The organism is Amycolatopsis sp. VC5-11 (assembly GCF_037034185.1).
Lineage (GTDB): Bacteria > Actinomycetota > Actinomycetes > Mycobacteriales > Pseudonocardiaceae > Amycolatopsis > Amycolatopsis nivea.
The window spans coordinates 136,023-152,537 of the sequence record NZ_JBAGKF010000004.1; the positions used below are offsets into that span (position 1 = coordinate 136,023).

Sequence of the window (16,515 nt, forward strand, 5' to 3'; positions counted from 1 at the left end):
GGAGCATCCGTGGATCTCGGGTTGAAGGGCAAGTGCGCGGTCGTCACGGGGGCCAACCGCGGGATCGGGCTGGCGGTTGCCGAGGTGCTCGCGGCGGAGGGCGCTGGCCTCGCGCTCGTCGCCCGGGACGCCGAAGCGCTTGCCGCTGCGAAGGAAAGCCTCGGCAGGCACGGCACGAAGGTGGTCGCGGTTCCGACGGACACCACCGACGACGCTGCGGTCGCGGCGATGGCGGAGCGGGTCAAGGCGGAGTTCGGGGCGGCGGACGTCCTGGTCAACTGCGCGGCGCCGGCGTCCAGCGGGGCCCGCACGCCGCTTGCGGACCTGCGGGACGAAGACCTGCGCCTCGAGATCGAGACCAAGGTGCTCGGCTACCTGCGCTGCGCCCGTGCGCTCGCGCCGGGGATGCGGGAGCGCGGCTGGGGCCGGATCGTGAACGTCAGCGGGCTCAACGCGCGGCTGGCCGGTTCGACGTTCGGGTCGATCCGCAATGTCGCGGTCGCGGCGATGACCAAGAATCTCGCCGACGAACTGGGGCCGCAGGGAATCGCCGTGACGGTCGTGCATCCGGGCTACACGGTGACCGAACGGACGCCGGAGAAGCTCGCCGAGATCGCCGCTGCGCGGGGAATTTCCGTGGCGGAGCTGGAAAAGAGCCTCACGGCCGGGGTGAGCATCGGTCGGTTGGTGACGGCGGCCGAGGTGGCGGACGTGGTGGCCTTCCTGGCGTCCCCGCGCAGCGTGGCGATCAACGGAGACGCCATCGCGGTCGGCGGTGGAGTTCCCGGGCAGATTTACTACTGAACGGCCTGGAGTTCGCGCGCTGGACTGAGGTAGCCGAGACGGCCCTTGGTCGCGGCGAGCACGACCAGCGCGGCGGCGGCGAACGCGGCGAACAGCAGGTGCTCGGCGATTTTCGGATCCGCGTTGGGGAACAGTTCGGACCAGGCGACGGACAGGTAGTTGTTGATCCCAGCGTGCAGCAGCAGCGCGATCGGCAGGCTTTCGCCGCTGCGGTTGAACACCCAGGTCATCACGAAGCTGATCGCGATCGCGGTTCCGACGAACTCCAGCACGGACCAGACCGTCACGTTCGGCCAGTGGCCCCATTCGGTGAAGAACAACGGCAGATGCCAGACGCCCCACAGCGGCCCGAGGATCAGCGTGCCGCGCAGCGGGCCGTACTTCGGCTGCAAATGCGGGAGGGCGAAATCGCGCCAGCCGGGTTCTTCGGCGAGGCCGGTGGTGAGCACCTGGAGCACGAAACCCAAGACCCACACCAGGATCAGCGACGCGGCAGGGGCCCGGAGCGCGCCGGCGAACGGCAGGCTGGCGAGCGTCAGCACGACGGGAACAGCGAAGAGCGCGAGTGCGTACCATCGCCAGTTCACCCGCCATCGCAGCAACCGACCCGCCCACGCGCGCAGCCCGGGACGGCCTTCGGCGAGCGCGGTGACGATGAACGCGGAGAAGATCGGGCCGAGGTACGCACCGGGGAGCATGCCCAGGATTTGCGTCGTGCCGAGTACCGGCGGGAATCCGAAGTGGGCGATGCCTAGGCCATTGTCCGAGAGTACATAAGGGAGCCACGCGAGCCAGCTCAGTGCGATGGCGAACGTGAAGAAAGCCGTGATCGGGCGTCGGGCGACGAGGGCGGTCATGATGGTCCTTTGTGGACGAGTCAGCGGTGGGTGCGGTAGTTCGCGACGAGCGCGATGCCCGAGGCGAGGGTGACGACGCCGAAAACGGTGCTCAGCACCAGGTTGACGCCGAGGGCCGAGGTGATCGCGTTGGCCGCGGCGCTGAGCACCAGCACGCCCCACAACAGCGCCCGGGGAGGTGATTTCGTCATGCCGGGAACGCTACGAACCGGGGCTCGCCAGGACGATCCCGTGCGCGGGAGGATCTAGGTACAGCAGGCTGTACTCCTTCGCTCCGCAGCGGTGCCGGGGTGGATTTCTGGGCTAGGGTTCGGCGGGGTGGGAGGTGCGATGGCAACCGCAGGCGAACCGACGCCGCGTCCGTGGACCGTGCGCGTCCGGGCTGCTCTCGACGCGCTGGAACACCTCGTCGGCGGGATCGGCACCTCGGTGCTGGCGCTGTTGGTGCTGCTCGGCGTGGCCGTGGTCGCGGTGCTGAGCCTCGTGGGCGTCGGTCTGCTGCTGGCCCGGCCGATGCTGCGCATCGTGCACGCGGTCGCCGACCGGGAACGGATCCGGCTCACCGCGATGAAACCGGACGTCATCAGCCCCGGCCAGGGCCCCGAACGGCTCGGTGCGGCGCTGCGCGAGCGGACGGTGCAACGCGAACTGCTGTGGGTCGCGATCCACGGTGCGGCGGGCTTTCTGCTCGGCTTCATTGCGCTGACGATCGTGCTCAACACCGCGCGCGACGGGCTTTTCCCGCTCTACTGGTACCTGCTCCCGCCGGACGAGGCGACGGCGTCACTCGGCTGGCCGGTGCACAGCCTGGCGGAGGCGCTCCCGGTGTCGCTGCTCGGCGTCGCGTGGGCGTTCCTCTCGGTCGCGCTGCTGCCCGCGATGGCTCGGCTGCAGGCGTTGCCCGGCCGACGCCTGCTGCCCGCGGGCTCGGACGCTGACGTCACGCTCCGGATCGCCCACCTCACCGCGACCCGAGCCGCCGCGCTCGACGCGCATTCCGCCGAACTGCGCCGCATCGAGCGCGCGCTGCACGACGGCACGCAAAACCGGCTGGTCGCGGTCAATGTCCTGGTCGGCGCGGCCCGCCGGGCAGCCGCCCGAGGTTCGACCGACGTCGACGAAATCCTCGGCCGCGCGCAGGACGCCACCGAGACCGCGCTCGCCGAACTGCGCGCGGTGGTGCGCAGTATCCTGCCGCCCGTGCTGGCAGACCGAAGCCTCGCCGACGCGTTGACCGCGCTCGCCGCGGACTGTCCGGTGCCGTGCACCATCGACGCCGACCTGCCTGGGCGGTACGCCGTTTCGGTGGAGGCGTCGGTGTATTTCGTGGTCGCTGAGGCGCTTACGAACGTCGCCAAACACAGCGGTGCCAGCGGTGTTGAGGTGGTTTTGCGGCGGGAGGACGACGTGCTCCACCTGCGTATCACCGACGATGGCTGCGGTGGTGCGGCGGAGTCCGGTGGTTCGGGCCTCGGTGGGATGCGTCGTCGGGTCGAGGCGCTTGATGGAACTTTCGCGCTGGCGAGTCCCGCTGGCGGACCGACGACTGTGACGGTGAGCTTGCCATGCGGATTGTGATCGCCGAGGACGACCCGTTGCTGCGCGAAGGGCTCGCGCTGCTGCTGCGGGCCGAGGGCCTCGAGGTCGTCGCGACCACCGACAACCCGACCGATTTCCTTGCTGCCGTGGACAAACACGAGCCGGACACCGCGGTCGTGGACGTCCGGATGCCGCCGACGCACACCGACGAGGGGATCGTCGCGGCGGTCGAGGCTCGGCGGCGGCGGCCGGGGCTGGCGGTGCTGGTGCTGTCGGCGTATGTCGAGCAGGCCTTCGCGACCGACCTGCTCGGCAGCGGCAGCGCGCGGCTCGGGTATCTGCTCAAGGAACGCGTCGGACGGGTCACCGAGTTCATGGAGGCGCTGAACCGGGTGGCCGACGGCGGGACGGCGATCGATCCGGAAGTGGTCGCGCAATTGCTGACCCGGACGCGTGCGGATTCCGGGCTGGAACGGCTCAGCCCGCGTGAACGGGATGTCCTGGCGCTGATGGCGGAGGGATTAGGGAATGGTGCCATCGCGGAACGGCTCGTGGTGACGGACGGCGCGGTCCACAAACATATTCGCAGCATTTTCGCGAAACTGGATTTGGCGCCGGACGACAGCGCGGATCGGCGGGTTACCGCGGTCCTGCGTTATTTGGAAGAAGCGCGCCGTTGATCCTTCGCGTGCTTCTGGGTGAAGCGGTGAAGGCTTGACGGCATGCGGCCCGGAAGGCACCGACGGGCTTCCGGTCAGGGCGAAATGGGCAGCATTCACCGGCATTCGGGCGCGCGCAGTTCACCCGGACGAGTGCAGTATCGGACGCACCCCGAACGGGCCTAAGCCCACCCGGGCGCGTGAAAACCGCACCGGAGCTGTCCGGTGCGATCTCCGGCTGGGACGAGCCCGCCGGTGTCTATGTGCCCGAGCCGGGCTTCTCGTCCGCCGCGCCCTGGGCAACGTCCTCTTCGGACCAGTCGAGCCCGGCCTCGGCGACCACGCCGTCGAAGATCGGGGTGGCCACGGCCTGTTCCGCGCTCATGACGCGCTCACCACGTCGATGATCGCGTCGGCCGCGATCCACTGCGGATCCGCGTCTCTTGCCTGGCCGTCGACCTGGACCGGGACCCAGGTGACCGCGGTCGCGTCGTCGGTGACCGGGGCTCCGGTGACCACCCCGCGCCGGCACAGCTGGCGCCTGCCGGTGCGCTGGCCGACCAGGTAGGTGACCCGGTGGCCGGTGGACAGTTCGGACCGGTGCTGTTCGCCGTCCATGTGTTCCTCCCTGCACGCCACCCTTGTGGGCGACGCTCGCTTCATCGACGCGACTCGCTCCCCTCGGGTCGATGACGCACTCCCGGTCCGTGATCTGGGCCACAGCGACGCAACGGGCCGCGGTGAACGCGACACCTACATCGAGGCAGCCCGACCACAGACAGTCATCCCTCTATACCCAAAGTAACAGGTACAGTGGCGTATCCGGTATGTGACCCGGCGATACACTCGCGCGGATGACGTCCTCAGGTACTCCGCCCGACGGGCGGGCCACCCGGTGGGCAGGGCAGCGCGAACGCCGGCGCCGGGAGTTCGTGGAAGCCGGTATGCGCGCGATCGCCCGGTTCGGGCCGGAGGTGTCCACCGAGCAGATCGCCGACGAGGCCGGCGTCGCTCGCACGCGCATTTACAAGCATTTCGCCGACACCGCGGACCTGCAGCGCGCTATCGCGTTGCGCGCGGCGGAAATGATCGGCGCGCAATTCTCTCCGCTGTGGGGAGTTTCCGGCACTCCGCGCGAAATGGTGCACGCGACGATCGGCGCGCATATCGAATGGCTTTCCGAACACCGCGCGCTGTATCAATATCTGATGCGGCAGTCGGTGACCGGGCCGCGCGACGTCGTGGCGGACGTGAAGACCGCGATCGCCCGGCAGCTGACTGTGTTGTTCGAGTACTACCTCGGCCTGTTCGGCGCGGACCAGCGGGTCGGCGAAACCATCGCGTACGGGCTGGTCGGGTTGGTCGAGTCCAGCACCGCGCACTGGCTCGACGCCCCTCGCGGCATCGACCGCGAGGATCTGCGGCAGTTGCTCGCCCGCTGGGTCTGGTCGATCCTCGACGACACCTTGCGCACGGTCGGCGTCGCGCTCAACCCGGACTCGCCGCTGTCCGATCTGGACTACCGCATCCTCGACTGACCGCGCGAAAGAGCCCCTCGCGGGAATCCCCGCAAGGGGCCCTTCTCGGACCAGCGCGTCAGGCCTTCCGGCCGACCCCGCCCGCGATGCACTCCTGGACCTGGTTCAGCGGCTGGTACCGCGGGCCGTCCGGCCACCAGTCCTCGCACAGCACGAGGCCAGGGTCGACCAGTTCGGTGCCGCCGAACATCCGGCCGATCTCGTCCCAGGTGCGGAAAAGACCGCTGCCCATCGGGCTGTGCGTGAACTTGTCCTCCATCCGCCGGGCGATCTCGCTGTGCTCGGGCGTCTGCGGGTCGAGGAAGTGCGCGACCACCACGAACGACCCGGACGGCAGCGCGTCGACGTAGGTCCGCATCATCTCCTCGTAGTCGTCGCCGAGGTAGTGGTGCAGGGTTCCGTTGTGCAGCAACGCGATCGGCTTCGTCCAGTCGAGGAACTCGCGCGCGGTCTCGTTCTGCAGGATCTGGTCGGGCTTGAAGATGTCCGCTTCGATGAACCGGGTGTTCTCGTTCTCCTCCAGCAGCGCGCGCCCGTGCGCGAGGACCACCGGGTCGTTGTCCACGTACAGCACGCGGGCTTCAGGGATGATCCGCTGCACGACCTGGTGCGTGTTCTCCGCCGTGGGCAGGCCGGAGCCGCAGTCGAGGTACTGGGTGACCCTGCCCTGGGTGGCGAGGAAGCGGCAGGCGCGGATGAGGAAGTTGCGGTTGGCCCAGGCGAGGTCGTTGACCTCCGGAGCCACGGTCCGCACCTGGTCGAGCACCCTGCGGTCGATCTCGTAGTTGTTCGTGCCGTTCAGCGCGGCGTCGTACACCCGGGCAATGCTCGCTCGCGTGATATCGACCCCGACCGGGTGCGAACTGGGCGATTCGACGGCCTCGGTCATTTCTGGCGTCACCTCGGATGTGTCGGACGTCTCTTTGGCCTACTCACCGTAGACCTTCCGGGCTGTCAAGCGACCGCCAGGAGGAGGACAACCGGAGTGGGTGACAGATTCTTGATTCATTCCAGAAAATCGGGCAGACTCCGGGGCATGCCGACGACCACGGACTTCGAGCAGCTGCTGCGCGGAGTGCAGTTGCGGATCACGCGCCCCCGGGTGGCCGTGCTCTCCGCCGTGCACGCCAACGCGCACGCGGACACCGAATCCGTCATCGGCATGGTGCGCGCGGATCTCGGCGAGGTGTCCCACCAGGCCGTTTACGACGTGCTGCGCGCGCTGACCGACGCGGGGCTGCTGCGGCGCATCCAGCCGCCCGGTTCGGTCGCGCGGTACGAGGCCCGGGTAGGGGACAACCACCACCACGTCGTGTGCCGCTCGTGCGGCGCCATCGAGGACGTCGACTGCGCGGTCGGGGAAGCGCCTTGCCTGACCGCTTCCGATGCGCACGGTTACGTCATCGACGAGGCCGAGGTCGTCTACTGGGGCCGATGCCCCGCCTGTTCGACGGCAGCAAACTGATTCTGATTTCCGGAAGGATTCCCGTGTCTGACACCCCGAACGCCGAAGTCGGCGAGATGAATGAGGAGACCGCTGGCGGGTGCCCGGTCCACACGGGCCGCTTCGCGCACCCGACCGAGGGCGGCAGCAGCCGTGACTGGTGGCCGAACCAGCTCAACCTGAAGATCCTCCGGAAGCATCCCGCCGTGGCGGACCCGATGGACGACGGCTTCGACTACGCGAAGGAATTCCAGAGCCTCGACCTCGACGAGCTCGCCCGCGACGTCGACGCGGTGCTCACCGACTCCCAGGAATGGTGGCCCGCCGACTTCGGCAACTACGGCCCGCTGTTCATCCGGATGGCCTGGCACAGCGCCGGCACCTACCGGATCGACGACGGCCGCGGCGGAGCCGGCGCCGGGCAGCAGCGGTTCGCGCCGCTGAACAGCTGGCCGGACAACGGGAACCTCGACAAGGCGCGCCGCCTGCTGTGGCCGGTCAAGAAGAAGTACGGCAAGAAGATCTCGTGGGCCGACCTGATGATCTTCACCGGCAACCGCGCGCTCGAGACGATGGGCTTCAAGACCTTCGGCTTCGCCGGCGGCCGCGCCGACGTGTGGGAGCCGGACGAGGACGTGTACTGGGGCCCGGAGCGCACCTGGCTCGGCGACGAGCGGTACAAGGGCGACCGCGAGCTGGAGAACCCGCTGGCCGCGGTCCAGATGGGGCTCATCTACGTGAACCCGGAAGGCCCGAACGGCAACCCGGACCCGATCGCCGCGGCGCGCGACATCCGCGAAACGTTCGGCCGGATGGCGATGAACGACGAGGAGACCGTCGCGCTGATCGCGGGCGGGCACACCTTCGGCAAGACGCACGGCGCGGCCGACGCGGACGTGCACGTGGGCGCCGAGCCGGAAGGCGCCTCGATCGAGCAGATGGGCCTCGGCTGGAAGAACAGCTTCGGCAGCGGCAAGGGCCGGGACGCGATCACGAGCGGGCTGGAGGTCACCTGGACCCCCACTCCGACGAAGTGGAGCAACTGGTTCTTCCACAACCTCTTCACTTACGAGTGGGAGCTGACCAAGAGCCCGGCGGGCGCGCACCAGTGGAAGCCGAAGAACAACGCCGCCGCGAACACCGTGCCGGACCCGGAGACCGGTGACCTCAACCGGGCGCCGAGCATGCTGACCACCGACCTGGCGCTGCGCTTCGACCCGATCTACGAGCCGATCTCGCGCCGGTTCTACGAGAACCCGGACCAGTTCGCGGACGCCTTCGCCCGCGCCTGGTTCAAGCTCACCCACCGCGACATGGGCCCGGTCCAGCGCTACCTCGGCCCGCTCGTGCCGCAGGAAGAGCTGATCTGGCAGGACCCGGTCCCGGCCGTCGACCACGAGCTGGTCAACGACGCGGATGTCGCCGACCTCAAGGCGAAGGTCCTCGAGTCCGGCCTTTCGGTCGCGCAGCTGGTGTCCACCGCGTGGGCGTCGGCCTCGACCTACCGGCACAGCGACAAGCGCGGCGGCGCGAACGGCGCCCGCATCCGCCTCGAGCCGCAGCGCGGCTGGGAGGTCAACGAGCCGGACGAGCTGGCGCAGGTGCTGCGCACGCTCGAGGGCGTCCAGGAAGCGTTCAACAGCGCGCAGACCGGCGGCAAGAAGATCTCGCTCGCCGACCTGATCGTGCTGGCCGGCGCGGCGGGCGTGGAGAAGGCGGCGAAGGACGGCGGCGTCGAGCTCACCGTTCCGTTCACGCCGGGCCGCACCGACGCGACGCAGGAGCAGACCGACGCGGACTCGTTCGCGCCGCTCGAGCCGAAGTCCGACGGGTTCCGCAACTACCGCGGCAAGGCCAACGCGCTGCCGTCGGAGTACCTGCTGGTGGACAAGGCGAACCTGCTCAACCTGAGCGCGCCGGAGATGACCGTGCTGGTCGGCGGCCTGCGCGTGCTGGGCGCGAACTACCAGAACTCGGCGGCGGGCGTGCTGACCGACCGGCCGGGCGCGCTGACGAACGACTTCTTCGTCAACCTGCTCGACATGGGCACCGAGTGGAAGCCGGCCGACGGCGAGGGCCCGAACGCGGAGTCCTTCGAGGGCCGCGATCTCGCCACCGGCGAGGTCAAGTGGACCGGCACCCGCAACGACCTGGTGTTCGGCTCGAACTCCGAACTGCGCGCCGTCGCCGAGGTCTACGGCAGCGACGACGCCAAGGAGAAGTTCGTCCGCGACTTCGTCGCCGCGTGGCACAAGGTCATGAACAACGACCGGTACGACCTGGTCTGAGTTTCCTGATCAGCTGATCGGAAAGGGCTCCTTGCGGGAATTCCCGCAAGGAGCCCTTTTTTCGCATCACCCGGGTCGCGCGCTACGGGTCAGCTCTGGACGAGCTTGCCCATCGCGTTGACCTCGTCGACGTCGCCGGTGTTGAAGAACGACCACGGCACGGTCACGAAACCGCTGTCGCCCCAGCCGGATCCCCAGCTGTTCTCGATCTTCACGCCCTGGTCGTTGTAGGCCACGATGGTCACCTCGTGCCCGCCGACGACCGGGTCGCTGTTCGAATCGCCGGGCAGGTACGAGTAGTCGCTCGCGGTCGAGGAGTTCAGGTCCATGAAGCTCTGGTGCACGGTGAACCCGATCGCGACCGGCTCGCCCTGGGAAATGGCGTTCTCGATGTCGGACCGCGCCGCGTCGCCGCTCGTGGACAATTGCGTGTAGCCGGACAGCTTGTAGTGCGCGGCATTCGCTTTTTCGTTCTGGTCGGGCTGAGTCGTGTAGTCGAAATCGCCCTGCCAGTAGTCGGATTTGGTGTCGATGCCCTGCTGCTGTTCCATCGGCAGCGCGACGCTCGCCCAGGTGCCCTGGTCGTTGCCCTTGGCGATCTGGGAGTAAATGAACATCGGGGCCATCGGGCCGCCGCTGATGCCCTGCTCGTTCATCAGCACGCCGTAGCCGGTGTAGCCGGTGGCCCAGGTGACGCACGAGCCGACCTGGCCCTGGTCGCCGGGTGCGTTGGCGTACTGCGTGAGGTCGCCGCTGGAGGGCAGTTCGGCGGTGGTGCGCTGGTGCACGGGGAGCGCGGAGTTCGCGTGGGCGTGCATCCTGGACTGCGCGGCCTTGAGCCCGGCGACGTTCAGCCCGAGGCCGTGCTTCTGGTGCTGCGGGTGGTGCTGGGCGGCGGCCGCGGAGGCCGGGGTCGCGCCCATCGCCGCGGCCATGCCGGCGGCGGCGAGCAGGGAAACGAGTGCGGACGTTTTTCTGATCTGCATTCTCATACTCCTTGTGGGCATGCAGAAAAAGAAATTGGAAAGGGTGGGGAGGTGGATCCGACCACAGCAAAGGTAGATCGGCGGAAATTTTCCGGGAACCTACGAAAGGAGGGAACGTATCAACTGCGGTATTTGCGGGGGATCGATCAAGCGGACATTCCGCCCGTTACCGCCGCTATTCCGGCGTACGGGTCCATTATGGACTCGTGGGAAATCCTTGCCCCGGCAGTGGTTTGAACCATTCGGCGAGGGTTTCTCGTAGCGCGGGGAGACTCTGCCGCGATGGGAGAGAAGCACGCTGCGCGTCGCGTGCGAAAGCCGCCGCAGCGAACCGCCGGGCGATGCGGGTGCGCTGGTGCGGCGGGCTCCCGCGAAGTACGTGAGGGGAACCCGCTACGGAGAAACCTCAGTCCGGCAGCGGAGTCGTGCGCGCGCCGTTGAGGAGGGCGTCGATCGCCCATCGGGAACGCGTGTCCGCGTTGCCGGAGAACAGATTCCCGCTCGCCGCGGCGATGTTCGGATGCGTTTCCGGCGAGAGTCCGCGGACGGTTTCGGCGAGCATGTCGTGCTGCCGTTCCGCGTCCGGGCGGTCCTTGCGGGTGCTGTGCTCGACCGCGCTGGCGGTGGCGACGAGCAGCAGGAGGTCGACCGTCCACGCGGCGGGGCCGGACGGGACCCCGGCTTCGGCGAGCAGGCCGAGCACGGTGTCGACGACGGCGAGGTAGTTCGGTCCGTTCAACGGGGTCACGAGTGCGACGCGGGCGAGCCCGGGGTGCGCGTACAGGACGTCGCGGTAGGTGGACATGACTGTCCACAAGCGACTCCGCCAGTCTCCTTCGGCGGCGGCGGCGGCGGTGGTGGGGACTTCGCCGAGGAGTTCGTCGAGCACCGCGGCGTGGAGTTCGTCGGTGTCGCGGACGTAGACGTAGAGCGAGGCCGGACCGGTGTCCAGTTCCTTCGCGAGCCGCCGCATGGTGACGCGTTCGGCGCCTTCGCGGCGCACGACGTCGAGAGCGGCCGCGACGATGCCTTCGCGGCTCAGCGCGGGCTTGGCGGGACGTTCCCGGCGGTTGTAGCCACTCGCGGTCATCCGCCCATGGTAGGCGCACGCCGCTCGAACGGTCTGGACCTTGGCCGGTCTACTCGGCGAGCACGCTGTCCAGGGTGGGCTGGACGTCGGTCCGCAGGATCGCGCCTAGGTAGACGGCCGCGACCCGCTGCTGCTTGTCCACGATCAGTGAGATCGGCACCGCGCTTAGCGGGAGGCCGCGCAGCCGCAGGGCGACCCGGCCGGACGGGTCGAAGATCGACTCGTAGCTGAGCCCGAGGTCCTTGACGAAGTCGGCGGCGTACTTCGGGTTGTCGCGGACGTTGAGGCCGAGCACCCGGATCCCGCGGGCGCGGCCGGAGTCGGCGATGGTCTGCAGAGTGCGCGCTTCGGCACGGCACGGCCCGCACCAGGCGCCCCAGAGGTTGAGCAGGACGACTTTGCCGGAGTAATCGGCCAGCGACAGGTCCTTGCCGGGTTCGCGCAGGCTCTGGCCTTTGAGGTCCGCTACCTTTTTGCGCTGCTCCACGGGATAGTGGATGGTCGTCTGCCCGCCCGGCGAGACGAATTCGAACGTGTCCGACTGGCTGACCGCGTCCTTCCCGGTCGCGCACGCGCTGAGGGGCAGCAGTGCCAGCAGAAACAGGCGACGGGCGAGGCGCACACGGCATGGTATCGCTGATACCGCGGGCGGCCTCCGCCCCGGTTTTCTAGGCTGGACCTCGTGTGGGAGAGAGCGCGGGACCGGTTGCGGAGCAGGCTGGCCGACGGCTTGGCCCGGTCCGGGCTCACGCTGCCCTGGTGGGTGCCGATGGGGACGACCGCCTTCACGGTGATCGGGCTGATCGTCGCGGTCGGGCAGCGGGCCGGGTCCGCGCTTCCGGTCGCGATCGGCGGGTTTCTGCTGGCCACGGCGTCGACGCTGCTGTGGGTGTGCACCGGGCGGCTCGCGCCGTCGTGGGTGAAGGCGCTCGGGATGCTCGCCGGGATCGGGCTGCTGCTGACGCATCCGGTGGTGCCGGACTTCGCGCCGATGCCGTTGATCGTGCTCACCGGCGAACTGGGGTCCATCGCTTCGGCGCGGGTCGCGTTCGCGGCGACCGGCGGGGCGATCGCGGTGCTCGGGGCGGCCGCGCTGACCGTCGGGCTGGTCGGGTTCCCGGTGTACATGCTCGCGGTGGTGGTCGGGATGGCTGCCGGGTTCATGCTGCGCTGGTACGTGCGTGCGCTGGACGCCGAGCGAGGCAAGCAGGAAGCCGTGCGCGAACAGGCGATGCTCGGCGAGCGGCAGCGGATCGCGCGCGAGGTGCACGACGTCGTCGCGCATTCGCTGAGCATCACGTTGCTGCACGTCACGGGCGCGCGGCACGGGCTGCGCACGGATCGCGACATCGACGAAGCCGTCGCGGCGCTCACCGAGGCGGAGCGGATCGGGCGGGCGGCGATGGCCGATATCCGGCGCACGGTTGGATTGCTCGCGCAGGAGTCGGCGGGGACGCGGCCGTTGCCCGGTGCGGGCGACATCGCGGACCTGGTGGCCGAAACGTGCGCGGCCGGACTGGTCGCGGACTACGAACTGAGGGGCGACGTGACCGCGGTCGACAGCACGGTGGGGCTGGGGCTCTACCGGATCGTCCAGGAGTCGCTGGCGAACGTCGTCAAACACGCACCGGGGGAGAAGGCGTTGGTACGGCTGGAGATTGACGCGACGGACGCGCGGCTGACAGTCCGCAATGGACACAACGGCGCGGCGCGCAACGAGGGTGGTTCGGGGTTGGCGGGCATGACGGCGCGAGCGGATCAGCTCGGTGCGCGGCTGGCAGCCGGACCCGAGGGCGGCGAGTGGGTAGTCGACGTGGCGGTGCCGTTGGCGCGCGGGGCCGCGTCGTGACCGCTGCCGCCGGGGAAATGCGGGTCTTGCTCGTCGACGATCAGGAGCTGGTGCGGTCCGGGTTGCGGTTGATCCTGCGTCGCCGCGACGGGTTCGTGGTGGTTGGCGAGTGCTCGGACGGCGACGAGGTCCCGGCCGCGCTCGAAGCGGCCGGCGGGGTCGACGTCGTGGTGATGGACCTGCGGATGAAGCGCGTCGACGGCATCGAGGCGACGCGACAGCTGCGCGCGTCCGGCCCGCGCCCGCCGGTGCTCGCGCTGACCACGTTCGATGACGACGAGCTGCTCGCCGGGGTGCTGCGCGCGGGTGCGGTCGGATACGTGCTGAAGGATTCCTCCGCGGAGGACCTGATCCGCGCGGTGCGAGCGGTCGCGATGGGCGAGGCGTGGCTCGATCCGGCAGTCACCGGACGCGTGCTCACGACCTACCGAGAGGCGGCGGTGGATCGCCCGGCGATGCCGTCCGGGTTGTTGACGCCGCGCGAACTGGATGTCCTGACCGCGGTGGCGCGGGGTTTGACGGACGCGGAAATCGCCGGAACGCTGGGGATTTCCGCGAGCACGGTCGAGGCGCATTTCGAGCGGCTGTGCGCGAAACTCCGCCTCCGCGACCGGGCGGCGGCCATCGTCTACGCCTTCGACCACGGCCTGGTCACCCCCGGTGCCGCCCCCGCCCCGGTCGACCCGGATTCGTTGCGGTTCAGCGTGCTCGGCCCGTTGCAGGCTTGGCGGGGACCGAACCTGCTGGACCTGGGCCCGGTGCGGCAACAAGCGCTGCTCGCGGCGCTGGTCCTGCGCCCGGGCGAGACGGTCAGCCCCGGGGAGTTGCTCGACGGCGTCTGGGGTTTGGAGCCGCCCGGCACCGGTGGCCGGGTGGTTCCGGTTTACGTGCACCGCCTGCGGAAATGCCTGCGCGGGGCTGGCGAGCGGACGGAAGACTCGGTCATCGGCAGCGATCGCGGCGGATACCGCTTCGCCGGGGAGCGAGCGCAGCTGGACGTCACCGAGTTGACCGACCGGATCTCGGAAGCCGCGACCGCCACCCGCGGCGGCGACCCGGCAGCTGCGGTCGACGCGTACGACGGTGCGCTGGCCCTGTTCCACGGCGAGCCCTTGGCGGGATTGCCCGGCCCGTTCGTCGAGGGGGAACGCGTGCGCCTGACCGAGCGGCGGCTGACGTTGGTGCAGGAGAAAGCCGTGCTGCAGCTGAAGCTCGGGCGAACCGACGACGTCGTGCACGAGCTGTCGGCGTTGCTGGCGGTGCATCCGCACCGGGAACCGCTGGCGGTGTTGCTGATGCGGGCGCTCCACGGCGGCGGCCGCCGGGCGGACGCGCTGGCGGTGCACCGGCGGGTGCGGGAACGGCTGCGGGCGGACCTGGGTGTCGAACCGGGGGCGGAGCTGGACCGGGAGTTGCGGGTGGTGCTCAGCTCGGATCGGGGTCCCTCGTGAGTGCGCACGGGACCCTGCACCATGTCGAGTTGTGGGTGCCGGACCTGGCCCGCGCGGTCGCTTCGCTGGGATGGCTGCTGGAAGAGCTGGGATATCAGCGGTTCCAGGACTGGGATGCCGGACGCAGCTGGCGGCTCGGGCCGACGTACCTCGTGGTCGAGCAATCCCCGGCGCTGACCGCGGACCGGCACGACCGTTGCCGGCCGGGCCTGAACCACCTGGCTTTTCACGTCAAGGACGCGGCGACGGTCGAGCGGTTGGCCGCCGACGCCGCCCGGCACGGGTGGCAGCTGATGTTTCCGGAAAAACATCCCCATGCGGGCGGCGCGGAGCACTACGCCGCGTACCTGCAGAACGACGACGGTTTCGAGGTCGAACTCGTCAGCTCTGCTGCGCGGTGCTGACCGGAGTGCGCGGGCGGCTTTGGCTCGGGTACTGCGAATCCGCCGAGTCCGAGTCCGAAGAATCCGCGTACTGCGAAGAAGCCGGATAACGCGACGAAGCCTGCGAAGAAGAATCCGAAGAGCTGGAGTCCTCCCCGGAACTGCTCTTCGACGCCTCGCTGAGCTTCGTCATCAGCTGCGTCGCGGCTTCCAGCCCCTGCGTCACCGAAGTGATCAGCTGCAGCAGATTGTCCGAGTCCGACAGCAAAACCCCGAGCTTCTGCGCGATCTGCCCGCCGTACTGCGTCGCGATCGCCACCGCCTGCGGGATCGCCGCCGCGATGCTCGCGCCGAAGGTCGCCTGCGCGGCGGCGAACGCCTGCGTCATCAGCTGGATAATCTGCCCGACAGCCTCCGAAATGAGCCCGCCGACCTCCTGCTGCGCCTTCGCGACGACCTTCCCCGCTCCGGTGGCCGCCTTGGCCATCGCGATACCGGCCTGACCGACAGCCTCGACGCAGTCCGCGTGCTGGGAGCTGTTGTCGCGGTAGCTCGAAGCCGAAGAACCGCTCCACTCCGACGTCTCCGGACCCGCCGACTGCCGGTAGTCGTCCGCGACGGACGACACCTGCTGGCCGCCGCCCTCCATGCCCTGCGAGTGCGACGACACCGAATCCGGGTTGCCCTGCAGCTGTTTCAGCGGTTCTTCCAGGAACCGCACCAGTTCGGTGATCATCCCGAACCCGGCGGAGGTCAACGCGGCGAGCGGGTCCTGCGACGCGCCGAGCAGGTCGAGCGCGGTGGTCGCGCCGCCGAGGCCGGCGGACACCCAGTCGTGGTTCTCGACCGCCTTCGTGGTGGTCTTCAGGTCTGCCAGCAGCTGGCCGGAGTCGGTCACGGCAGGTCCTTCCCGGGCAGCGAGGACGCGTTGCCCTGGTCGCGGCGCTCGTAGCTTTCCGCGGCCTGGGTGAGGTTCGCGCTCACTTTGTCCACAGTGGACGAAGCGTGCGAGACGGCGTCGTTGGTTTTGCCGACCGCTGCTTGCAGGCCGGCGGTGAGGAACTGCACGAAGACGCCGAGCGCCTGGTCGCCGAGTCCGGACGGGGCGCTGCGGGCGACATTGCCGAGCCGGTCGGCCAGGTCGCCGACGGTGGCCGCGTGCCGGCGCAGTTGCGCGGGGTCGACCTCGAAGCCGGCGGTCACGAGATGATCCCCGGGTTCGCGAAGTAGTCGTCCTCGCGCGGCGCGGCGGGGGCGGCCTCGACCGGCAGGTTGTCACGGACGAGCTGGAGTGCCGGGCCGTCGCCGACGTAGTCGGTCATGATGTCCACGACCTGCGCGCCGGCCTGTCGGTGCGCGTCGTGGACGGTGGCGAGGATGAGCCGGGCGAGCGCGTCGGCTTCCAGCGCGCGGGCGGCGGGGCTCAGCCGCAGGTCGGTCAGCGCGCCGCTCGGGCCCACCTCGACCTCGACCTCGCCGCGCGGGGACGCGGCCCGGCCGCCGACGCGGCTGAGGCTCGCGCTCGCGGCCTCGGCGTTCGCCTGCATCCGGGACAGGTTTTTCTGGTAGTCGGCGAGCCAGGCCGCCGAGTCTTGGATCGGCACGGAAGGTCCTCCGGTCGTTTTCG

The 16,515-nt window shown here is 69.5% G+C and carries 20 protein-coding genes; 9 read left to right on the forward strand and 11 right to left on the reverse strand.

All coding sequences use genetic code 11. The features are described 5' to 3' along the window. The first annotated feature begins 9 nt into the window (after positions 1 to 9). Positions 10 to 804 carry an SDR family NAD(P)-dependent oxidoreductase gene (locus WA670_RS15480; RefSeq protein WP_336158086.1) on the forward strand — a complete coding sequence of 265 codons (795 nt, stop codon included), beginning with the start codon at positions 10 to 12 and terminating at the stop codon, positions 802 to 804. Here the strand turns inward: WA670_RS15480 and WA670_RS15485 are convergent. Both WA670_RS15485 and WA670_RS15490 read right to left on the reverse strand, forming a co-directional pair. Continuing rightward, positions 798 to 1,661, reverse strand: coding sequence for a CPBP family intramembrane glutamic endopeptidase (locus tag WA670_RS15485; protein ID WP_336158087.1), 864 nt, complete (start codon positions 1,659 to 1,661; stop codon positions 798 to 800). The genes WA670_RS15480 and WA670_RS15485 overlap by 7 nt on opposite strands. Before the next feature lie 20 nt (positions 1,662 to 1,681). Further along, a complete protein-coding gene (locus WA670_RS15490; protein WP_158691536.1) occupies positions 1,682 to 1,852 on the reverse strand; it encodes a hypothetical protein in 171 nt (56 codons plus the stop codon). Between the two features lie 139 nt (positions 1,853 to 1,991). Between WA670_RS15490 and WA670_RS15495 the strand changes: the two genes are divergently transcribed. Beyond that, positions 1,992 to 3,239, forward strand: a complete 1,248-nt coding sequence (locus WA670_RS15495) for a sensor histidine kinase (protein ID WP_336158088.1) — start codon at positions 1,992 to 1,994, stop codon at positions 3,237 to 3,239. Further along, positions 3,227 to 3,880 carry a response regulator transcription factor gene (locus tag WA670_RS15500; RefSeq protein ID WP_336158089.1) on the forward strand — a complete coding sequence of 218 codons (654 nt, stop codon included), beginning with the start codon at positions 3,227 to 3,229 and terminating at the stop codon, positions 3,878 to 3,880. Before WA670_RS15495 ends, WA670_RS15500 begins: the two co-directional genes overlap by 13 nt. A 238-nt stretch (positions 3,881 to 4,118) precedes the next feature. On the opposite strand, the gene WA670_RS15505 is transcribed toward WA670_RS15500, so the two are convergent. Continuing rightward, positions 4,119 to 4,244, reverse strand: coding sequence for a hypothetical protein (locus WA670_RS15505; RefSeq protein ID WP_336158090.1), 126 nt, complete (start codon positions 4,242 to 4,244; stop codon positions 4,119 to 4,121). Next, a complete protein-coding gene (locus tag WA670_RS15510) occupies positions 4,241 to 4,477 on the reverse strand; it encodes a hypothetical protein (RefSeq protein ID WP_037820561.1) in 237 nt (78 codons plus the stop codon). The genes WA670_RS15505 and WA670_RS15510 overlap by 4 nt, the downstream gene beginning before the upstream one ends. Before the next feature lie 236 nt (positions 4,478 to 4,713). Here WA670_RS15510 and WA670_RS15515 point away from each other — a divergent pair, with 236 nt between their 5' ends. Beyond that, a complete protein-coding gene (locus tag WA670_RS15515) occupies positions 4,714 to 5,397 on the forward strand; it encodes a TetR/AcrR family transcriptional regulator (protein WP_037820558.1) in 684 nt (227 codons plus the stop codon). A gap of 58 nt (positions 5,398 to 5,455) precedes the next feature. Here WA670_RS15515 and WA670_RS15520 read toward each other — a convergent pair whose 3' ends face one another. Beyond that, entirely contained in the window at positions 5,456 to 6,286 is an 831-nt protein-coding gene (locus tag WA670_RS15520) for an SAM-dependent methyltransferase (RefSeq protein ID WP_037820552.1), read from the reverse strand. A 147-nt stretch (positions 6,287 to 6,433) separates the two neighbouring features. Between WA670_RS15520 and WA670_RS15525 the strand changes: the two genes are divergently transcribed. Continuing rightward, a complete protein-coding gene (locus WA670_RS15525) occupies positions 6,434 to 6,862 on the forward strand; it encodes a Fur family transcriptional regulator (protein WP_037820549.1) in 429 nt (142 codons plus the stop codon). 23 nt (positions 6,863 to 6,885) lie between these two features. After that, entirely contained in the window at positions 6,886 to 9,129 is a 2,244-nt protein-coding gene (gene katG / locus WA670_RS15530; RefSeq protein ID WP_238608075.1) for a catalase/peroxidase HPI, read from the forward strand. Positions 9,130 to 9,218: 89 nt separating this feature from the next. Here the strand turns inward: katG and WA670_RS15535 are convergent, their stop codons facing one another. The 3 genes from WA670_RS15535 to WA670_RS15545 all read right to left on the reverse strand — a co-directional run bounded on the left by WA670_RS15535 (position 9,219) and on the right by WA670_RS15545 (position 11,827). Then, the gene (locus WA670_RS15535) at positions 9,219 to 10,115 is read right to left on the reverse strand and encodes a C1 family peptidase (RefSeq protein WP_037820547.1); all 897 of its coding nucleotides are present in this window, start codon (positions 10,113 to 10,115) and stop codon (positions 9,219 to 9,221) included. Between the two features lie 406 nt (positions 10,116 to 10,521). Next, complete coding sequence (locus WA670_RS15540; protein ID WP_336158091.1) at positions 10,522 to 11,205, reverse strand: TetR/AcrR family transcriptional regulator; 684 nt, start codon at positions 11,203 to 11,205, stop codon at positions 10,522 to 10,524. A 49-nt stretch (positions 11,206 to 11,254) separates the two neighbouring features. After that, entirely contained in the window at positions 11,255 to 11,827 is a 573-nt protein-coding gene (locus WA670_RS15545) for a TlpA family protein disulfide reductase (RefSeq protein WP_336158092.1), read from the reverse strand. Positions 11,828 to 11,887: 60 nt separating this feature from the next. On the opposite strand from WA670_RS15545, the gene WA670_RS15550 reads away from it, so the two are divergent. From WA670_RS15550 to WA670_RS15560, 3 genes are read left to right on the forward strand one after another with little or no spacing between them, the layout of a single operon-like run. After that, complete coding sequence (locus WA670_RS15550) at positions 11,888 to 13,054, forward strand: sensor histidine kinase (RefSeq protein WP_037820542.1); 1,167 nt, start codon at positions 11,888 to 11,890, stop codon at positions 13,052 to 13,054. Further along, positions 13,051 to 14,505, forward strand: a complete 1,455-nt coding sequence (locus WA670_RS15555; RefSeq protein ID WP_336158093.1) for a BTAD domain-containing putative transcriptional regulator — start codon at positions 13,051 to 13,053, stop codon at positions 14,503 to 14,505. The genes WA670_RS15550 and WA670_RS15555 overlap by 4 nt, the downstream gene beginning before the upstream one ends. Continuing rightward, positions 14,502 to 14,909 (forward strand): VOC family protein, encoded by a 408-nt coding sequence (locus WA670_RS15560; protein WP_238608070.1) that lies wholly within the window; start codon positions 14,502 to 14,504, stop codon positions 14,907 to 14,909. The genes WA670_RS15555 and WA670_RS15560 overlap by 4 nt, the downstream gene beginning before the upstream one ends. Here WA670_RS15560 and WA670_RS15565 read toward each other — a convergent pair. Genes WA670_RS15565 through WA670_RS15575 form a run of 3 tightly spaced genes read right to left on the reverse strand, consistent with a single transcriptional unit; the run spans position 14,887 to position 16,492 of the window. After that, the gene (locus WA670_RS15565; protein WP_275295332.1) at positions 14,887 to 15,786 is read right to left on the reverse strand and encodes a hypothetical protein; all 900 of its coding nucleotides are present in this window, start codon (positions 15,784 to 15,786) and stop codon (positions 14,887 to 14,889) included. The genes WA670_RS15560 and WA670_RS15565 overlap by 23 nt on opposite strands. Beyond that, positions 15,783 to 16,091 carry a type VII secretion target gene (locus WA670_RS15570; RefSeq protein WP_336158094.1) on the reverse strand — a complete coding sequence of 103 codons (309 nt, stop codon included), beginning with the start codon at positions 16,089 to 16,091 and terminating at the stop codon, positions 15,783 to 15,785. Before WA670_RS15570 ends, WA670_RS15565 begins: the two co-directional genes overlap by 4 nt. Continuing rightward, positions 16,088 to 16,492, reverse strand: coding sequence for a YbaB/EbfC family nucleoid-associated protein (locus WA670_RS15575; RefSeq protein WP_043839644.1), 405 nt, complete (start codon positions 16,490 to 16,492; stop codon positions 16,088 to 16,090). Before WA670_RS15575 ends, WA670_RS15570 begins: the two co-directional genes overlap by 4 nt. Between the last annotated feature and the right edge of the window lie 23 nt (positions 16,493 to 16,515).

Bases quoted from the DNA above. Each gene is read 5' to 3' on its own strand.
- WA670_RS15520 (WP_037820552.1), bottom strand. From the start codon at position 6,286: ATGACCGAGGCCGTCGAATCGCCCAGTTCGCACCCGGTCGGGGTCGAT.
- WA670_RS15505 (WP_336158090.1), bottom strand. From the start codon at position 4,244: ATGAGCGCGGAACAGGCCGTGGCCACCCCGATCTTCGACGGCGTGGTC.
- WA670_RS15485 (WP_336158087.1), bottom strand. From the start codon at position 1,661: ATGACCGCCCTCGTCGCCCGACGCCCGATCACGGCTTTCTTCACGTTC.
- WA670_RS15510 (WP_037820561.1), bottom strand. From the start codon at position 4,477: ATGGACGGCGAACAGCACCGGTCCGAACTGTCCACCGGCCACCGGGTC.
- WA670_RS15495 (WP_336158088.1), top strand. From the start codon at position 1,992: ATGGCAACCGCAGGCGAACCGACGCCGCGTCCGTGGACCGTGCGCGTC.
- WA670_RS15525 (WP_037820549.1), top strand. From the start codon at position 6,434: ATGCCGACGACCACGGACTTCGAGCAGCTGCTGCGCGGAGTGCAGTTG.
- WA670_RS15535 (WP_037820547.1), bottom strand. From the start codon at position 10,115: ATGCAGATCAGAAAAACGTCCGCACTCGTTTCCCTGCTCGCCGCCGCC.
- WA670_RS15540 (WP_336158091.1), bottom strand. From the start codon at position 11,205: ATGACCGCGAGTGGCTACAACCGCCGGGAACGTCCCGCCAAGCCCGCG.
- WA670_RS15500 (WP_336158089.1), top strand. From the start codon at position 3,227: ATGCGGATTGTGATCGCCGAGGACGACCCGTTGCTGCGCGAAGGGCTC.
- WA670_RS15490 (WP_158691536.1), bottom strand. From the start codon at position 1,852: ATGACGAAATCACCTCCCCGGGCGCTGTTGTGGGGCGTGCTGGTGCTC.
- WA670_RS15515 (WP_037820558.1), top strand. From the start codon at position 4,714: ATGACGTCCTCAGGTACTCCGCCCGACGGGCGGGCCACCCGGTGGGCA.